The organism is Undibacterium sp. GW821-FHT11H02 (assembly GCF_058808015.1).
Window position 1 is genome coordinate 76,519 of the sequence record NZ_JBXARG010000011.1, and the last position, 16,185, is coordinate 92,703.

Annotated in this window: 13 protein-coding genes and 1 other RNA gene; 10 read left to right on the forward strand and 4 right to left on the reverse strand. The window is 46.2% G+C overall.

Translation table 11 applies throughout. The features are described 5' to 3' along the window. Nucleotides 1–280 precede the first annotated feature (280 nt). From ssrA to ompA, 4 genes are all read right to left on the reverse strand, one after another. Nucleotides 281–640, reverse strand: a transfer-messenger RNA (tmRNA) gene (gene ssrA / locus AC1RR2_RS12520). A gap of 57 nt (nt 641–697) precedes the next feature. Further along, nucleotides 698–1,375 (reverse strand): HAD family hydrolase, encoded by a 678-nt coding sequence (locus AC1RR2_RS12525; RefSeq protein WP_493222597.1) that lies wholly within the window; start codon nt 1,373–1,375, stop codon nt 698–700. After that, complete coding sequence (gene ubiG, locus AC1RR2_RS12530) at nt 1,372–2,097, reverse strand: bifunctional 2-polyprenyl-6-hydroxyphenol methylase/3-demethylubiquinol 3-O-methyltransferase UbiG (RefSeq protein ID WP_493222598.1); 726 nt, start codon at nt 2,095–2,097, stop codon at nt 1,372–1,374. Before ubiG ends, AC1RR2_RS12525 begins: the two co-directional genes overlap by 4 nt. Nucleotides 2,098–2,294: 197 nt before the next feature. Beyond that, the gene (gene ompA / locus AC1RR2_RS12535) at nt 2,295–2,969 is read right to left on the reverse strand and encodes an outer membrane protein OmpA (RefSeq protein WP_493222599.1); all 675 of its coding nucleotides are present in this window, start codon (nt 2,967–2,969) and stop codon (nt 2,295–2,297) included. Nucleotides 2,970–3,593: 624 nt separating this feature from the next. On the opposite strand from ompA, the gene gyrA reads away from it, so the two are divergent. The 10 genes from gyrA to lapB all read left to right on the forward strand — a co-directional run bounded on the left by gyrA (nt 3,594) and on the right by lapB (nt 16,115). Beyond that, nucleotides 3,594–6,230 carry a DNA gyrase subunit A gene (gyrA, locus tag AC1RR2_RS12540; RefSeq protein WP_493222600.1) on the forward strand — a complete coding sequence of 879 codons (2,637 nt, stop codon included), beginning with the start codon at nt 3,594–3,596 and terminating at the stop codon, nt 6,228–6,230. Between the two features lie 146 nt (nt 6,231–6,376). Continuing rightward, nucleotides 6,377–7,483: a 3-phosphoserine/phosphohydroxythreonine transaminase gene (gene serC, locus AC1RR2_RS12545; protein ID WP_493222601.1), complete on the forward strand. Its 1,107-nt coding sequence runs from the start codon at nt 6,377–6,379 to the stop codon at nt 7,481–7,483. 168 nt (nt 7,484–7,651) lie between these two features. Further along, entirely contained in the window at nt 7,652–8,725 is a 1,074-nt protein-coding gene (pheA, locus tag AC1RR2_RS12550) for a prephenate dehydratase (protein WP_493222602.1), read from the forward strand. 180 nt (nt 8,726–8,905) lie between these two features. Further along, a complete protein-coding gene (locus tag AC1RR2_RS12555) occupies nt 8,906–9,835 on the forward strand; it encodes a prephenate dehydrogenase (RefSeq protein ID WP_493222603.1) in 930 nt (309 codons plus the stop codon). A 70-nt stretch (nt 9,836–9,905) separates the two neighbouring features. Beyond that, complete coding sequence (gene aroA, locus AC1RR2_RS12560) at nt 9,906–11,243, forward strand: 3-phosphoshikimate 1-carboxyvinyltransferase (protein WP_493222604.1); 1,338 nt, start codon at nt 9,906–9,908, stop codon at nt 11,241–11,243. After that, the gene (gene cmk, locus AC1RR2_RS12565; protein ID WP_493222605.1) at nt 11,240–11,920 is read left to right on the forward strand and encodes a (d)CMP kinase; all 681 of its coding nucleotides are present in this window, start codon (nt 11,240–11,242) and stop codon (nt 11,918–11,920) included. The genes aroA and cmk overlap by 4 nt, the downstream gene beginning before the upstream one ends. Nucleotides 11,921–12,194: 274 nt before the next feature. Next, complete coding sequence (gene rpsA / locus AC1RR2_RS12570) at nt 12,195–13,916, forward strand: 30S ribosomal protein S1 (RefSeq protein WP_493222606.1); 1,722 nt, start codon at nt 12,195–12,197, stop codon at nt 13,914–13,916. Between the two features lie 133 nt (nt 13,917–14,049). Beyond that, nucleotides 14,050–14,355: an integration host factor subunit beta gene (locus AC1RR2_RS12575; protein WP_186889975.1), complete on the forward strand. Its 306-nt coding sequence runs from the start codon at nt 14,050–14,052 to the stop codon at nt 14,353–14,355. Between the two features lie 212 nt (nt 14,356–14,567). Further along, nucleotides 14,568–14,894 carry a lipopolysaccharide assembly protein LapA domain-containing protein gene (locus tag AC1RR2_RS12580; protein WP_314862326.1) on the forward strand — a complete coding sequence of 109 codons (327 nt, stop codon included), beginning with the start codon at nt 14,568–14,570 and terminating at the stop codon, nt 14,892–14,894. Nucleotides 14,895–14,939: 45 nt separating this feature from the next. After that, complete coding sequence (gene lapB / locus AC1RR2_RS12585; protein WP_493222607.1) at nt 14,940–16,115, forward strand: lipopolysaccharide assembly protein LapB; 1,176 nt, start codon at nt 14,940–14,942, stop codon at nt 16,113–16,115. The last annotated feature ends 70 nt before the right edge of the window (nt 16,116–16,185 follow it).

Below are 16,185 nucleotides of genomic sequence, written 5' to 3' on the forward strand. Positions count from 1 at the left end.
TCGCGAGCAAGCAAAAAAATAATATTAGCGCCTAAGCTTTGCTGGACTTTCATTGTAGCTACGTTTTTGAAGTTGCTGGTAAAACTAAGTCAGGACTTGCTGCAAAACGCAGGATTTGAAAATACTTGCGGGTGTCTTAAGTGCTAGTTTGCCGAAAACAGGCAAGGACGGGACATGGAATAAGAGTCATTGCTCACAAAACTAGAATTCGCTTTTTCTTGGGGTTAGAAAACAAAAAAACCATCCGGCGAAACTGGATGGTTTTTTTGTTTTCGAATCTTGGTGGAGTCGGCGGGAATCGAACCCGCGTCCAAGAGCACTCTACAGACAGTTCTACATACTTAGTGCTGTTATTTAATTTAATCCCGACGACGCGAACGCACACGCTGCGGCAGGACGAGTTACCTATTATTTAGTTCCAAGCTAAGTAGCCCAACTTGAAACGATTCCCTATAAATGACTCTAAGCTGTTACCAGCCCGCCCTAGGGAAGAAGCGGTTAAGAGTTAGCGAGCGATTAAGCTGCTAATGCGTACGAGTTATCGTTTGCAGTTATATATTTCAGATTGTATTTACGAGGTAGTCTGGCCTCGGTATGCCCTGCTCTGCTTTGCAACCCCTGTCGAAACCAGGTCGACCCCAAAGCAATGCTAAGTATACTCTATATGGGGCGAGCTCTCCAAGTTTCAACTATTTTTTTAGGCTGTTTGGGTTTGTAATACTTTGCCACGGACTAATTCTAGTAACTCCAATGGCGAATCTAGGATGGCATCGGCTTTCCAATGCGTTGGTTCTGTCGCACCGCAATAACCCCAAGCAGCGGCCACACTGGTCATGCCGGCAGCTTGTGCAGCTTGGATATCACGCAAATCATCACCAACATACCAGCATTCCGAGGCTGGAATTTGAATTCTGCGCGCTGCCTCTAAGAGTGGCTCTGGATGCGGCTTTGCATGAGGTGTAGTATCGCCAGAAATAATGCATGCAGCGCTGATCAGCTCGATTTGTGGTATCAGCGGGCTGGTAAAACGTTCGGCTTTATTGGTAATAATGCCCCAGGTGACGTTTAATTGTTCTAGTCCAGTGATTAATTCTTTGACGCCTGAAAATAGTTGACTATGCACCGCAATTGCAGCTTCATAGTTTGCGAGAAACTCAAGGCGCATTGCTTCGTAGTCTGGATGTTCAGGAGTAATTTGAAATCCAGCTCCGATTAAGCCGCGCGCGCCCGCTGAGGCAAATGGCCGCAAGCTAAGATAGGGTGCTGCGTCTAAACCGCGGTTGAGGCGCATTAAGTTGACGGCTGCCGCCAAGTCAGGTGCGGTGTCGGCAAGCGTACCATCTAAGTCGAATAGAACTGCTTTTGGTGTAATCATAATGGGCGCGTGCAGGCGACTAAATAATTGACGCTAGTATCTTGATTGAGTGAATAAATTTTGCTAAGTGGGTTGTAGCTCATGCCTTTCATTGCATCAACGATGAGTCCGGCATTGCGTATGTCTTGGGTTAACTCGGCAGGTGTGATGAATTTTTCGTAATCATGGGTTCCCTTGGGTAGCATCTGTAGCAAATATTCGGCACCAATGATGGCGAACAGATAGGCTTTGGGATTGCGGTTTATGGTGGAGAAAAACACTTTGCCACCTGGTCTGACTAATTTGGCACAAGCGCGGATCACGGATGCTGGATTGGGTACATGTTCCAGCATTTCCATGCAGGTCACAACATCATATTGTCCTGCCTCGCGGTCTGCCATGTCTTCGGCAGCGATTTTTTCATAGCGAACTTGTATGCCGGATTCTAAGCTATGTAAATCTGCCACCTTTAATGCTTTGTCCGACAAGTCTATGCCAGTCACATCCGCTTTTTTCTTCGCCATCGATTCGGCCAAAATCCCGCCGCCACAGCCTATATCGATTACTTTTTTGCCAGCTAAAGGCGCTAAATTATTGATCCATTCCAGGCGTAAAGGATTGATTTCGTGCAAAGGCTTAAATTCTGAACTGGGATCCCACCAGCGATGTGCTAAATCGCTGAATTTTTGAATTTCAGAAGGATCAACATTAGTGCTTGCATTATCGGAGGTGGATATAGACATAGAAATTTTTAGCAGTGGTAGGTACGAATGCAAACGAAGGGTGGGTGTGCGCTGGTTTTGGAAAAACTGGCCTCATTTTAATGTAAATAGGGATGAAAATTAATTTCACCAGTGTCGTTGGTGAAAGAAATCTAAACTTTATCGATTTGCCATAAAAAAACCCGCCGAAGCGGGTTTTTATTAAGTAAGTTTGAAAATTACTTATTGATAGTACGTGTGCCAACCACTTCGATTTCAACGCGGCGGTTTTTAGCGCGACCTTCTTTAGTTTTGTTATCAGCAACTGGTTGTTTTTCGCCTTTACCTTCAGAGAAAACACGTTTTGCATCGATACCGCGGCTGATGATGTAAGCCTTCACTGCTTCAGAGCGACGAATAGACAATTTTTGGTTGTATTCATCAGTACCAACAGAATCCGTGTGACCAACTGCAACGATGACTTCCAGATTAACGTCTTTCAATTTAGATGCCATGTCATCCAATTTAACTTTAGCTTCTGGCTTCAAGATAGCTTTATCAAAATCAAAGAAGGCATCAGCTGCAAACGTGACTTTTTCAGAAGTTGGAACTGGTGCTTGAGGTTTTACTGGTGCTGGTGGTGGTGGCGGTGGAGCAACTGGTGTTGGAGGTGCCACTGGTTTTGGTGGTGCGGGTGGAACTAGTGGTAAATCGCAACCTGCAACTGCATCGGCTGGAGTGTAATACCCTGTGCGCCAGCATAAACCGAATGGATCGCGAACGATGACGCCACGTGCATCTTGTACATAGGCACTGTATGGTGTGTTCGCTTTGATGTCAGTGATAGTTTGAGCTGAAGCCGAAAAAGTGGCAACGGCACTAGCTGCAATTGCGAGCTTGACTAAAAGTTTCATATTTTTTTCCCTCGGTTGAGAATATACGCAGAAAAACTGCGTTAAAAGATGCAAAAGTGCAAATGCAAAGAACGTAAAGATAGAATTTTAACACGTACTTGATGACATGACTATGACAAGCACCATGCTGTAAAGAAATTTTTCAATTGTCTTGTGCAATGCGGTGAACCGATTTTGCCATAAGTCGACTTCGCAGCATTGAAATGAATTCGAGTGCAAACTCGGTATTGGGGGCTTTTGTCTTTTTTTGACAACATGATAAATATCTTTCTTGAAACTTTCAAGCTTGTGGTGTTTTCGGTAAATAAAGTGAAAGTTGTCAGCTGCCTATTTCTCGATGTTAAAAGACTTTGTTTGTCGTGTATTTAAGTACTTGAATGGCGGTTTATAAAAACGATGGTAGAGCAGGGTAGCCGTGCTAAAATGAGCAGTTGAAAACAAAATGCCGCTGTGGTGGCGATAGTCAAATAAATAAAAATATCGCTATTTTGACGGTGCATTGAGTTAATAGATGTAGGACTTCCGCCAGCCTAGTGCTGGCTTGTTATTTTAACCAAGCTTACTGCTGGTTTTTTAAGCACATAATTAAGCATTTAGTAAGCACTCAAACAAGTCTGACCGCCAATGGATCAATTCGCAAAAGAAACACTCCCGATTTCCCTTGAAGAAGAAATGCGCAAGAGCTACCTCGATTACGCCATGAGCGTGATCGTAGGCCGTGCTTTGCCGGATGTGCGTGATGGTTTAAAGCCTGTGCATAGGCGCGTTTTGTTCGCGATGCATGAAATGAATAACGTCTACAACCGCCCATTTGTGAAGTGCGCGCGTGTGGTCGGTGAAGTCATGGGTAAGTATCACCCGCATGGCGATGCATCAATTTACGACACCCTGGTGCGTATGGCGCAGGACTTTTCCTTACGCTACACCTTGGTCGATGGTCAGGGTAACTTCGGTTCTGTCGATGGCGATAATGCGGCGGCGATGCGTTATACCGAGTGTCGCTTGGATAAAATCGCAAATGAAATTCTGGCCGACATCGATAAAGAAACGGTTGATTTCGTGCCTAACTATGATGGTAAAGAAAAAGAACCATCGGTCTTGCCAACCCGTATTCCAAACCTGTTGATCAATGGATCTTCAGGTATTGCGGTCGGTATGGCGACGAATATCCCGCCACACAATATTACTGAAATCATCAACGGTGCTTTGCATGTACTGCGTAATCCAGAATGCACGATTGATGAATTGATCGAAATTATTCCAGCACCAGATTTTCCAACCGCAGGTTTGATTTACGGTGTATCCGGTGTGCGTGATGGCTATCGTACTGGCCGTGGTCGTGTTGTGATGCGCGCCAAAACCCACTTTGAGGAATTCGGCAAAGAAGGTCGTACTGCGATCATCGTTGATGAGTTGCCGTACCAAGTCAATAAAAAATCTTTGCTTGAGCGTATTGCGGAAAACGTTCGCGATAAAAAGCTCGAAGGTATTTCTGATATTCGTGATGAATCCGATAAATCGGGTATGCGTGTTGTGATCGAACTCAAGCGCGGCGAAGTACCCGAAGTCGTCTTGAATAATTTGTACAAGCAAACGCAATTGCAAGACACTTTCGGTATGAATATGGTTGCGCTGGTGAATGGACAACCAAAGCTATTGAACCTGAAGCAAATGTTGGAATGCTTCTTGTCGCATCGTCGCGAAGTCGTTACACGCCGTACTGTATTTGAATTACGTAAAGCGCGTGACCGTGGTCATGTGTTGGAAGGCTTGGCTGTCGCATTGGCCAATATTGATGATTTCATCGCGATTATTAAAGCGGCCCCAACGCCACCGATCGCGAAACAAGAATTGATGACACGTGCTTGGGATAGCTCCATGGTGCGTGAAATGTTGACCCGTACTGCTGCGGATAATCCGGGTGGTATCGAAGCATTCCGTCCAGAGAGTTTGCCTAAGCATTACGGTATTCAGACCGATGGCCTGTACAAATTGTCCGACGATCAGGCGCAAGAAATTTTGCAAATGCGTTTGCAACGTTTGACTGGTTTGGAACAAGACAAGATTGTTAATGAGTATAAAGACGTGATGGCAGAGATCGCTGATCTTTTGGATATTTTGTCCAAGCCAGAACGCGTTACCGTCATCATCACTGATGAAATGACAGCCTGTATGAACGAATACGGTATCGGTAATAAAGATGCACGTCGTTCTGAAATCGTCTTGAATGCGACGGATCTTGAAACCGAAGATTTGATTACACCGGTCGATATGGTGGTGACTTTATCGCACACGGGCTATATGAAATCGCAACCTTTGTCTGAGTACCGCGCACAGAAACGCGGAGGTCGCGGTAAACAAGCGACAGCGACCAAGGATGACGATTGGATTGAACAATTGTTCGTCGCGAATACACATGATTACATCTTGTGCTTCTCGAATCGTGGTCGTTTGTATTGGTTAAAAGTGTGGGAAGTGCCACAAGGCTCACGTAATTCACGCGGTAAGCCTATCGTGAATATGTTCCCATTGCAGGACGGTGAGAAAATTACCGTGATCTTGCCATTATCTGGCGACAACCGTACTTTCCCTGAAGATCATTACATCTTCATGGCGACTAGTTTGGGTACCGTGAAGAAAACGGCATTGAATGACTTCAGCAATCCACGTAAAGCCGGCATTATCGCGGTCGACTTGGATGATGGTGATTTCCTGATTGGTGCAGCATTGACCGATGGTAAGCATGATGTGATGTTGTTCTCCGATTCCGGTAAAGCTGTACGCTTTGATGAAAACGACGTACGTCCTATGGGCCGTACAGCCCGTGGTGTGCGCGGTATGAATCTGGAAGAAGGTCAACAGGTTATTGCTTTGCTGGTCGCGGAAAATGAGCAGCAATCAGTCTTGACCGCAACGGAAAATGGCTTCGGCAAACGTACGCCTATCACCGAATACACACGTCACGGTCGCGGTACTAAGGGCATGATCGCGATCCAGACTTCTGAACGTAACGGTAAAGTTGTGGCCGCAACCTTGGTTGATCCAACCGATGAAATTATGTTGATCACAACTGGCGGCGTCTTGATCCGCACACGCGTTTCTGAAATCCGTGAAATGGGCCGTGCGACTCAGGGGGTGACTTTGATTGCGGTGGAAGATGGTACTAAACTTTCCGGCTTGCAGCGCATCGTTGAAACAGATGCTGATCCAGAAGCTGTTGAAGGCGGCGAAGCAATTGGTGACGCGGCTGTCGAAGAATGAACGTAGGGTGGGCACGTTTTTGGTGCCCACGCGTTACGGTTAAAATACTTCGGAAAAAATATTGACATAAAATCTCCGGCTTCCGTCGGACACGTGGGCACATAAAACGTGCCCACCCTACGTTTGAATACAACGGTTTGAAAACCATGAACACGATCTACAATTTCTCAGCCGGCCCAGCCGTCTTACCAAAAGAAGTCTTGCAACAAGCAGCAAGTGAGATGTTGGATTGGCATGGTAGCGGCATGTCGGTGATGGAAATGAGTCATCGTGGCCCAGAATTCATGTCTATACTCGCGCAGGCACAAGCTGATTTGCGTGAATTATTGAACCTACCCGCCAACTATAAAATCTTGTTCTTGCAAGGTGGTGGCTTAGGCGAAAACGCCATCGTGCCTTTGAATCTGGTAGGACGCAAAGCCCAGCCAGCGACCATTGATTTTATCCACACAGGTTCATGGAGTGGTAAGTCAATCAAAGAAGCGAAAAAGTACGCGAACGTGAATGTCGCCGCTTCCAGTGAGAGTGCTGGCTTCAATGGCGTGCCAGATCCTTCCACTTGGAATTTGTCAAAAGACCCCGCTTACGTGCATCTTTGCACGAACGAAACTATCGATGGTGTTGAATATCACTTTGTTCCTGATATCGCGCAGCAAACCAATGGCGCAGCTCTGGTAGCAGATATGTCTTCCCATATTTTGTCGCGTGTGATTGATGTCTCAAAATACGGCGTGATTTTTGGTGGCGCACAGAAAAATATTGGCCCGGCAGGTTTGACTTTGGTGATAGTACGCGAAGACTTACTCGGTTCGGCATTGCCAATTTGTCCGTCTGCATTTGACTGGAAAATCGTGGCCGATAATGACTCCATGTACAACACGCCACCAACTTACTCCATCTACATTGCTGGTTTAGTATTCCAATGGCTGAAACGTCAAGGTGGTGTTGCGGCGATGGAGCAAAAGAACATCGCTAAATCTAATTTACTCTATGAGTATTTGGATAGCACAGATTTCTATGTCACGCGCGTTGCAAAAGAATTCCGTTCGCGTATGAATGTACCGTTTTACTTGAAGGACGAATCTTTGAATGCCGCTTTTTTAGCGGCGGCAAAAGAACGCGGTTTATTGCAATTGAAAGGTCATAAATCAGTAGGCGGTATGCGTGCCTCGATTTATAACGCGATGCCGATAGAAGGTGTGCAAGCTTTGGTCGGGTTTATGCGGGATTTTGCTGAGGCAAATAGTAAGTAAAAAATAATCTAAATCATCAGCCCTTTCTTTATATGGCACCCACCATCACCTAGAAACCGTGGCGCTGATGAATCAAGTCACAAGCTTGAATAAGATTGAACATGTTATTTAAATTTTTCAATTGCGCTTGCTGTGTGATTGATCTAAAAACGGTTTTTAGGTTTTCAAATGAACGACAATAAATTACTCCCTCTCAGAGAGAAAATCGATGCCATCGACGCAGCAATTTTGGAATTACTCAATCAACGTGCCAGTGTTGCGCAAGAAGTTGGTCACGTTAAAGCAGAGACCAATGCACCTGTTTTTAGACCTGAGCGTGAAGCACAAGTCTTGCGCAATATGGCAGCGAAAAATACTGGCCCTTTGCTCAACGATGATATTCAATTGATTTTCCGCGAAGTGATGTCGGCATGCCGCGCTTTAGAGCGCCGTGTCGTGGTGGCATTTCTCGGTCCAGTCGGCACTTTTAGCGAACAAGCTGTCTACAAACAATTCGGTCACGCGATCGAAGCCTTGCCTTGCATCTCTATCGACGAAGTGTTCCGTGCGACCGAAGCGGGTACCGCTGATTTTGGTGTAGTGCCTATCGAAAATTCTTCTGAAGGCGCAATCAATCGCACCTTGGATTTGCTCTTGCAAACGAGTCTCGCCATTAGTGGTGAAGTCGCAATTGCTGTACAACATAGTTTGATGAGTAAGTCAGGAACTATGGAAGGCGTGACACGTATTTGTGCGCACTCGCAAGCATTGGCGCAATGCCAAGCTTGGCTCAATCAACATTATCCACATGTAGAACGGCAAGCAGTCGCGTCGAACGCGGAAGCGGCACGCATGGCTAGTGCGGATTTTAGTGTCGCTGCGATTGCCAGTGAGATCGCCGGACATCAATATAATCTGGGTATCGTCAGTGCGCATATTCAGGACGATCCACATAACCGCACACGCTTCGCCGTTGTTGGACGTTTGAATACGACACCTAGCGGCAAAGATCAGACTTCTATCGTTCTCGCAACGCCAAATAAGGCGGGTGCCGTGTATAACTTGCTCGCACCATTGTCTAAGCATGGCGTATCGATGACACGTTTTGAATCGCGTCCTGCGCGTACTGGTAATTGGGAATATTACTTTTACGTCGATGTGGAAGGGCATGCGATGGATGCCAAGGTGAAAGCCGCGATGGAAGAGCTAAATCAAGATGCGGCGTTTTTTAAGATATTAGGTTCCTATCCCTGTACTGTGTAAGTTTTTTTAGCCGCAGAGGTGCAGTGATTTCGTAGGGCGTGTGAAACCCGCGCCGCTGGCACGTCGAATTCCTGAACAGCACGGGTTTCACCCACCCTACGATACTGAGTGAGCTCCTGCTTACGCAAGAGCGACATTAAAGATGATTTGGCGTTGTAAAGCATTTGAATTGGCATAAAGATGGAAAACCAAGCGACGCAAACGCGTCCATTTTTTAACAAGATAGTGTTGATCGGTGTAGGTCTGATCGGCGGCTCTTTCGCCTTGTCTCTGAAAAAGGCGCAAGCGGCTAAGCATATTGTGGGCTTAGATCGTCATTTAACTTCTTTAGAATCTGCAAAACGACTGGGAATCATCGATAGTTTTACCGATGACATGGCGTCTGGCGTAGTTGATGCAGATTTGATCGTGATCGCCACTCCCGTTGCACAAACTGAGAAGATACTCAGCGCGATTTATCCGTATTTACAAGCAAATACGATAGTCACGGATGCTGGTAGTACCAAAGCTGATGTGGTACTCGCTGCACGAAATTCTTTGCAAGAAAAAATCTCGCAATTTATACCTGCGCATCCGATTGCAGGACGTGAAAAAAATGGTCCAGAAGCAGCAATTGACGATTTGTATGTTGGTAAAAAAGTGGTGATCACGCGCTTGGTAGAAAACAGCGATCAAGCAGTCGAATTAGTTGCACAGGCTTGGCGCGCATGTGGTGCCATCATTCATCATTTAAGCCCAAAGGAGCATGATCAGGTTTTTGCTTCGGTTAGCCATTTGCCGCATCTGTTGGCCTATGCATTGGTTGATGATATTGCTGCAAAACCGCACGCCGACCGCTTGTTTCAATATGCGGCGAGCGGCTTCCGTGATTTCACGCGTATCGCAGGATCTTCGCCAGAGATGTGGCGCGACATCAGTCTGGCGAATCGTGATGCAATCTTGGAAGAACTTGATTCTTATAGCCTTAAATTGCAACAATTGCGAGCAAGCTTGGACGCCAGTGATAGCGTTGCTTTAGAAGCGATTTACAGTCGTGCCCAAACCGCACGTGTGAATTGGATTAATGCCATTGAGGCGGCGGAAGCGCAGAATAAAGACGGTGGCGATTAAGTAGATATAAGTAGGGTGTGCCGTGCGCACCCGTAGATGAAATTTCAGTAGCAAAATTATTGAGAAGAGTATGAAAGAACATAGTAAACATTACCCACTACATCTTGATTTACATCCCGTCATGAAAGTGCAGGGCACTGTGCGCTTGCCTGGCTCCAAAAGCATTTCAAACCGGATTTTGTTATTAGCCGCATTGTCCAAAGGCACGACACAAATTCATGATTTGCTCGCATCGGATGACACGATGGTGATGTTGAATGCTTTGCAAAAGCTCGGTGTACATTGGACGCAAGAGGGTAGTTCGCATAACTACACGGTAATTGGCGCCAATGGTGTGTTCCCGAATCATCATGCAGATTTGTTTATGGGGAATGCGGGTACCGCAATTCGTCCCTTGGTCGCAGCGCTGGCAGTGTTGGGCGGCGATTACACTGTGCATGGGGTGGCACGTATGCATGAGCGTCCTATCGGCGATTTGGTGGATGCCTTGAATACAGTTGGTGCGCAGATAGATTACACCGGTAATCCCGGATACCCGCCTTTGCATATCAAGCGTGGTCATATTCATGCGCAAAAGATGCAAGTAAAAGGTAATGTGTCTAGCCAATTCTTAACGGCCCTGTTAATGGCCTCGCCACTTGCGGCGCATCATAGTGATGTGGTGATTGAAGTGCTTGGCGATTTGATTTCTAAACCTTATATCGAAATCACCTTGAATTTAATGGCACGTTTTGGCGTCGAAGTGGTGCGCGATGGCTGGCAACGTTTTACGATTAAAGCGGGTCAACATTATTTGTCACCTGGTGTGGTGTACGTCGAAGGAGATGCGTCGTCGGCTTCTTACTTTCTGGCGGCAGGTGCAATCGCTGGCGGCCCCATTCGTGTCGAAGGTGTTGGCAAAAACAGCATACAGGGCGACGTTCGTTTTGCCGAAGCACTAGCGAAAATGGGTGCCAAAATCACCATGGGTGATAACTGGATAGAAGCGGAAACCCAGGGCCCGCTGCAAGCGATTGATATGGATTTTAACCATATTCCTGATGCCGCAATGACCATCGCTATCGCAGCTCTGTATGCGAATGGCACGACTACCTTACGGAATATCGAAAGCTGGCGCGTTAAAGAAACGGACCGAATTGTGGCAATGGCAACAGAGCTGCGCAAACTCGGTGCGATCGTTGAGGAAGGTCAAGATTTTATGCGGGTCACACCACCTGCCGAACTTGCGCCGGCGACGATAGATACTTATGATGATCACAGAATGGCGATGTGCTTTTCATTGGCGACCTTGGATGGCGTTGCGCGCCGCGGCGCGTCGATGCGGATCAATGATCCTAAGTGTGTTGCTAAAACGTTTCCAGACTTCTTCGAAGCTTTTGTGAAGATCAAACACGAGGATTTATTTTGAACGGTTCAGTTACTATTCCTGTTATTAGTATTGATGGTCCTACCGCTTCTGGTAAGGGTACGGTGGCGCATCGTGTTGCCAAGCAACTGGGTTTTCACTACCTCGATTCTGGTGCGCTGTATCGCTTGACGGCCTTGTCCGCGATACGTCATGGGATCGATTTGTGGGAAGAGCAACAAATTGCTGATTTAGCACGTGTTTTGCCTTGCCGTTTTGAAAAAGGTCATGTTTTTCTTGCTGGTGACGATGTTACCGATGCGGTAAGGCAAGAAGCCATTGGCGTTGCTGCCTCTAAAATTGCCGTCTTGCCATTGGTGCGCAAGGCTTTGGTGGAGCTGCAAGTGTCATTTCGTCAATTGCCCGGTTTGGTCGCAGATGGACGCGATATGGGGACGGTGATCTTTTCCGATGCAATTCAAAAAGTCTTTTTGACCGCAAGTGTGGAAGCACGTGCAAATCGTCGCTATAAGCAATTGATTGAAAAGGGTTTTCCTGCTAATATGGAAGACTTGGTAAAAGATTTGGCAGAACGTGATGCTCGCGACATGGCTCGCACAGAAGCGCCTCTCAAACCCGCACCAGGCGCGTTCTTACTTGATACGTCTCATATCACTGCGAATGAAGCAGTGCATCAGATACTCAGTCTCTACGCTAATGTTTTAAGGGAATCTCGATAAATTCAATTGTGGGGCGCATTGCGTTGTAGGTATTGTAAATTCGATCCTCGCAGTACTTCAGTACTGCTCCGGAAAGCGCCTAGCACTGCATCCCCAAAATTGAATTTCTAGAGATCCCTAGAGAAATTTCAAAACTTAGTTCGTCTGCTAAATTTTTTAATTTTTCTTATTTGGTTCCCACTTAGTTTCGCTTCTGTGCAAAATGAAAGTGGGTTTGTTTAACCCAACCCGGTAAATAGACCTTTTGTCCTATTCCGGCTAACCCGTAAATATTATGTCTACTGTATTCATGACTCAAGATTTCGCAACTGGTGCTGATAGTTTTGCAGCATTGTTCGAAGAATCTTTATCCCGCCAAGATATGCGCTCTGGCGAAGTGATTTCTGCTGAAGTCGTTCGCATCGACCACAACTTCGTGATCGTTAATGCTGGCCTCAAATCAGAAGCATTCATCCCTGTTGAAGAATTCAAAAACGACCAAGGTGAATTGGAAGTTAACATCGGTGATTTCGTATCCGTAGCGATCGAATCATTGGAAAATGGTTTCGGCGACACTATCTTGTCCCGCGACAAAGCAAAACGTTTGGCATCATGGCTCGCGCTCGAAAAAGCGCTGGAGTCTGGCGAAATGGTTATCGGTACTGTTAATGGTAAAGTTAAAGGTGGTTTGACTGTTCTCACGAACGGCATCCGCGCTTTCTTGCCAGGTTCTTTGGTTGATACACGCCCAGTTAAGGATACAACTCCTTACGAAGGCAAGACTATGGAATTCAAAGTTATCAAGCTCGACCGTAAGCGTAACAACGTTGTGTTGTCACGTCGTGCTGTTGTTGAAGCTTCTATGGGTGAAGAACGTCAGAAATTGATGGAAAACCTGAAAGAAGGCACAGTGGTTACTGGCTTGGTTAAAAACATCACTGACTACGGTGCGTTCGTTGATTTGGGCGGCATCGATGGCTTGTTGCACATCACTGATTTGGCATGGCGTCGTGTGCGTCATCCATCTGAAGTTCTCACAGTGGGTCAAGAAATTACTGCGAAGATCCTCAAATTTGATCAAGAGAAAAACCGTGTGTCCCTGGGCGTTAAGCAATTGGGCGACGATCCTTGGACAGGTTTGGCACGTCGTTACCCAGCAAACACACGTTTGTTCGGTAAAGTAACTAACTTGACAGACTACGGTGCGTTCGTTGAAGTCGAGCAAGGTATCGAAGGTTTGGTCCACGTTTCAGAAATGGATTGGACAAACAAAAACGTTGCACCAAACAAAGTTGTTCAATTGGGCGACGAAGTTGAAGTTATGGTTCTGGAAATCGACGAAGAACGTCGTCGTATCAGCTTGGGCATGAAACAGTGCAAAGCAAACCCATGGGATGACTTCTCCTTGAACTTCAAAAAAGGCGACAAAGTTAAAGGCGCGATCAAGTCTATCACTGACTTCGGCGTGTTCATTGGCTTGACAGGCAACATCGATGGTTTGGTGCATTTGTCTGATTTGTCTTGGAACGAAACAGGTGAAGAAGCAGTTCGTCGCTTCAAGAAAGGTGACGAGTTGGAAGCCATCGTATTGGCGATCGACGTTGAGCGTGAGCGCGTTTCCTTAGGCGTTAAACAATTGGAAGGCGACCCATTCAACAACTACTGCGCAATGAACGACAAAGGCGCATTGGTCACTGGTACAGTGAAATCTGTTGAAGCTAAAGGCGCAGTCATCCAATTGGCTGATGAAGTTGAAGGCTACTTGCGTGCATCAGAAATCTCCCGCGATCGCGTGGAAGATGCTGGTACCCACTTGAAAGTTGGCGACACTGTTGAAGCATTGGTATTGAACATCGACCGCAAAGCACGTGGCATCCAATTGTCTATCAAGGCAAAAGATTCTGCTGAAACTCAAGAAGCAATGCAGAAGATGGCGACAGCTGTTGATTCCAATGCAGCTTCTGGCACAACTAGCCTCGGCGCTTTGTTGAAAGCTAAGCTTGATAACAAAAACTAAGTCAGCAATGGGCAGCTCTAGCAATTCAATTGTAGGGATGCAGTGCACGAAGCTTCCCGCAGCAATACGTCAGTATTGCGAGGACAAGCGACACCGCCATGCGCCCTAGAATTGGATTGATAGAGGTGACCAAATGACTAAGTCAGAGTTAATTGCTCGTCTGGCCGAGCGGTATCCACAACTGGTAGCAAAAGATGTGGATATCGCCGTCAAAACTATTTTGGACGCGATGTCCGATGCCTTGGCTACTGGCCAGCGCATAGAAATTCGTGGCTTTGGTAGTTTCGCTTTAAATAGCCGCCCGCCCCGAATTGGACGTAATCCTAAATCCGGTGACAAAGTGATGGTGCCTGAAAAACGGGTGCCGCATTTCAAACCAGGTAAAGAATTACGCGAAAGGGTGGATGCGACAGTCGGTCAGCCCATACTGCATGATTAAAGTGTGATCAGGTGTGGAAAAAAGTGAGTAATTTGCACTAAGAAAACAAAACGGCATAAGGGATTTCCCGATATGCCGTTTTTTTTCACGTACAATTTCATTTGTTGAATCATTGTTTTGCGTTTGTTGATGAATCGGTATTAGTTGCTTAACTGGTTTATGAGAATGTAGGCTTTGATTGCTATTCGTAACTTTGGCAACTTAGGCTAACTATGAAAATTATTTCTAAATTTATTTGGCTGCTGGTCTTTATCGCCTTTTTAGGCTTTGCCTTGAAGAACGATAAAATCGTGACACTTGAGTATTTCTGGGGCTATCAGCAATCGGCTCCTCTGGTGATCTTGTTGTTGTGTTTTTTTGTTGCTGGCGCTGTATTTTGCTTGTTGGCGATGGCACCGATGGTGTTCCGCCATCGTCGTGATATTTCACGCCATAAAAAGACGATTGCGGAGATAGAAAAAGAGCGTCAACTCGAACAGGCAGCTGCAAATCAAGCACCAACGCCAGATGCGATTCCTAATGTGATCCGCAATTCTTAATTTTTAATCTTTAATCTTTAATGCTATCCACTGAGACCCGTCACTATGGAATTTGAAATCTGGTGGTTACTAGGTATTCCTCTATTTTTTAGCCTTGGTTGGATTGCTGCGCGGGTCGATATCCGCCAATTGATCTCTGAGTCAAGCAGCCTTCCAAAAGGTTATTTTAAAGGCTTAAATTTCCTACTCAATGACCAACCTGATAAAGCGATTGACGCCTTTATCGAAATCTTAAAACTGAATCCCGAGACCGTTGAGTTGCATTTTGCGCTCGGTAATTTGTTCCGTCGTCGCGGTGAAACCGAACGTGCCATTCGTGTCCATCAAAATTTATTGTCACGCCCAGATTTGCCGATAGAGCAGCAAACGCAGGCGATGTTTGAATTAGGACAGGATTATCTGAAGGCTGGTTTATTAGATCGCGCTGAAGAAACCTTTAATCAATTGGTTGCAGGCCAATACGCCATTCCGGCACGCAAGGCTTTGCTTGAAATTTATCAACGCGAAAAGGAATGGTTGCGAGCGATAGATGCCGCTCATGCTTTGCAAGAGTCGGGTGCCGGTGGAAGGCAAAAAGAGATTGCCCAGTTCTACTGTGAAATTGCGCAGGATGAATTAGTACATACACATCCGGAAGCTGCGATGACTATGTTAGATAAAGCAATTGCCACCGACCGTCACAATGTGCGTGCGGCGATTTTGACCGGCGATATCCATCTGGCGAAAGGTGATATTGAACAAGCGGTATTGGCTTGGCGTCGTGTCGAGCAACAAAGCGTGCCGCATGTAGCTTTGGTAGCGCAACGCTTGATGGATGGTTATCGCAAACTAGAGCGACCTCAAGAAGGCTTGAATTTGTTGAAGTCCTACATGGCAGAAACGCCGTCTATCGATTTGCTTGAAGTCGTATTTAAAGCGACTCTAGAATTAGAAACTGTCGCCGATGCGAATCAGTTAGTCAGTAGTGAATTGCGTCGTACGCCAACCTTGTTGGGACTCGATAAATTGCTGGATGCACGCATGATGACTGCACCACCAGAAGTGCTGCCAGAGCTTTCTATCGTCAAGAATCTAGTCAGCGGTTATGCACAAAAATTCACGCGCTATCAATGCACGCATTGCGGGTTTAAAGCGCGGCAATTTTATTGGCAATGTCCTGGTTGTAGTAAGTGGGAAACTTATCCACCGCGCCGGACTGAAGAACTGAATGTGATGAATTAAGCTTATGTATGGCGATAAGATAAAAACTTAGCCGCAGAGGCGCAGAGGACTTTTCGATTTATCGTTTTTC

Coding starts and splice junctions, on each gene's coding strand:
- AC1RR2_RS12525 (WP_493222597.1), bottom strand. CDS start 1,375: ATGATTACACCAAAAGCAGTTCTATTCGACTTAGATGGTACGCTTGCC.
- ubiG (WP_493222598.1), bottom strand. CDS start 2,097: ATGTCTATATCCACCTCCGATAATGCAAGCACTAATGTTGATCCTTCT.
- ompA (WP_493222599.1), bottom strand. CDS start 2,969: ATGAAACTTTTAGTCAAGCTCGCAATTGCAGCTAGTGCCGTTGCCACT.
- gyrA (WP_493222600.1), top strand. CDS start 3,594: ATGGATCAATTCGCAAAAGAAACACTCCCGATTTCCCTTGAAGAAGAA.
- serC (WP_493222601.1), top strand. CDS start 6,377: ATGAACACGATCTACAATTTCTCAGCCGGCCCAGCCGTCTTACCAAAA.
- pheA (WP_493222602.1), top strand. CDS start 7,652: ATGAACGACAATAAATTACTCCCTCTCAGAGAGAAAATCGATGCCATC.
- AC1RR2_RS12555 (WP_493222603.1), top strand. CDS start 8,906: ATGGAAAACCAAGCGACGCAAACGCGTCCATTTTTTAACAAGATAGTG.
- aroA (WP_493222604.1), top strand. CDS start 9,906: ATGAAAGAACATAGTAAACATTACCCACTACATCTTGATTTACATCCC.
- rpsA (WP_493222606.1), top strand. CDS start 12,195: ATGTCTACTGTATTCATGACTCAAGATTTCGCAACTGGTGCTGATAGT.
- AC1RR2_RS12575 (WP_186889975.1), top strand. CDS start 14,050: ATGACTAAGTCAGAGTTAATTGCTCGTCTGGCCGAGCGGTATCCACAA.
- AC1RR2_RS12580 (WP_314862326.1), top strand. CDS start 14,568: ATGAAAATTATTTCTAAATTTATTTGGCTGCTGGTCTTTATCGCCTTT.
- lapB (WP_493222607.1), top strand. CDS start 14,940: ATGGAATTTGAAATCTGGTGGTTACTAGGTATTCCTCTATTTTTTAGC.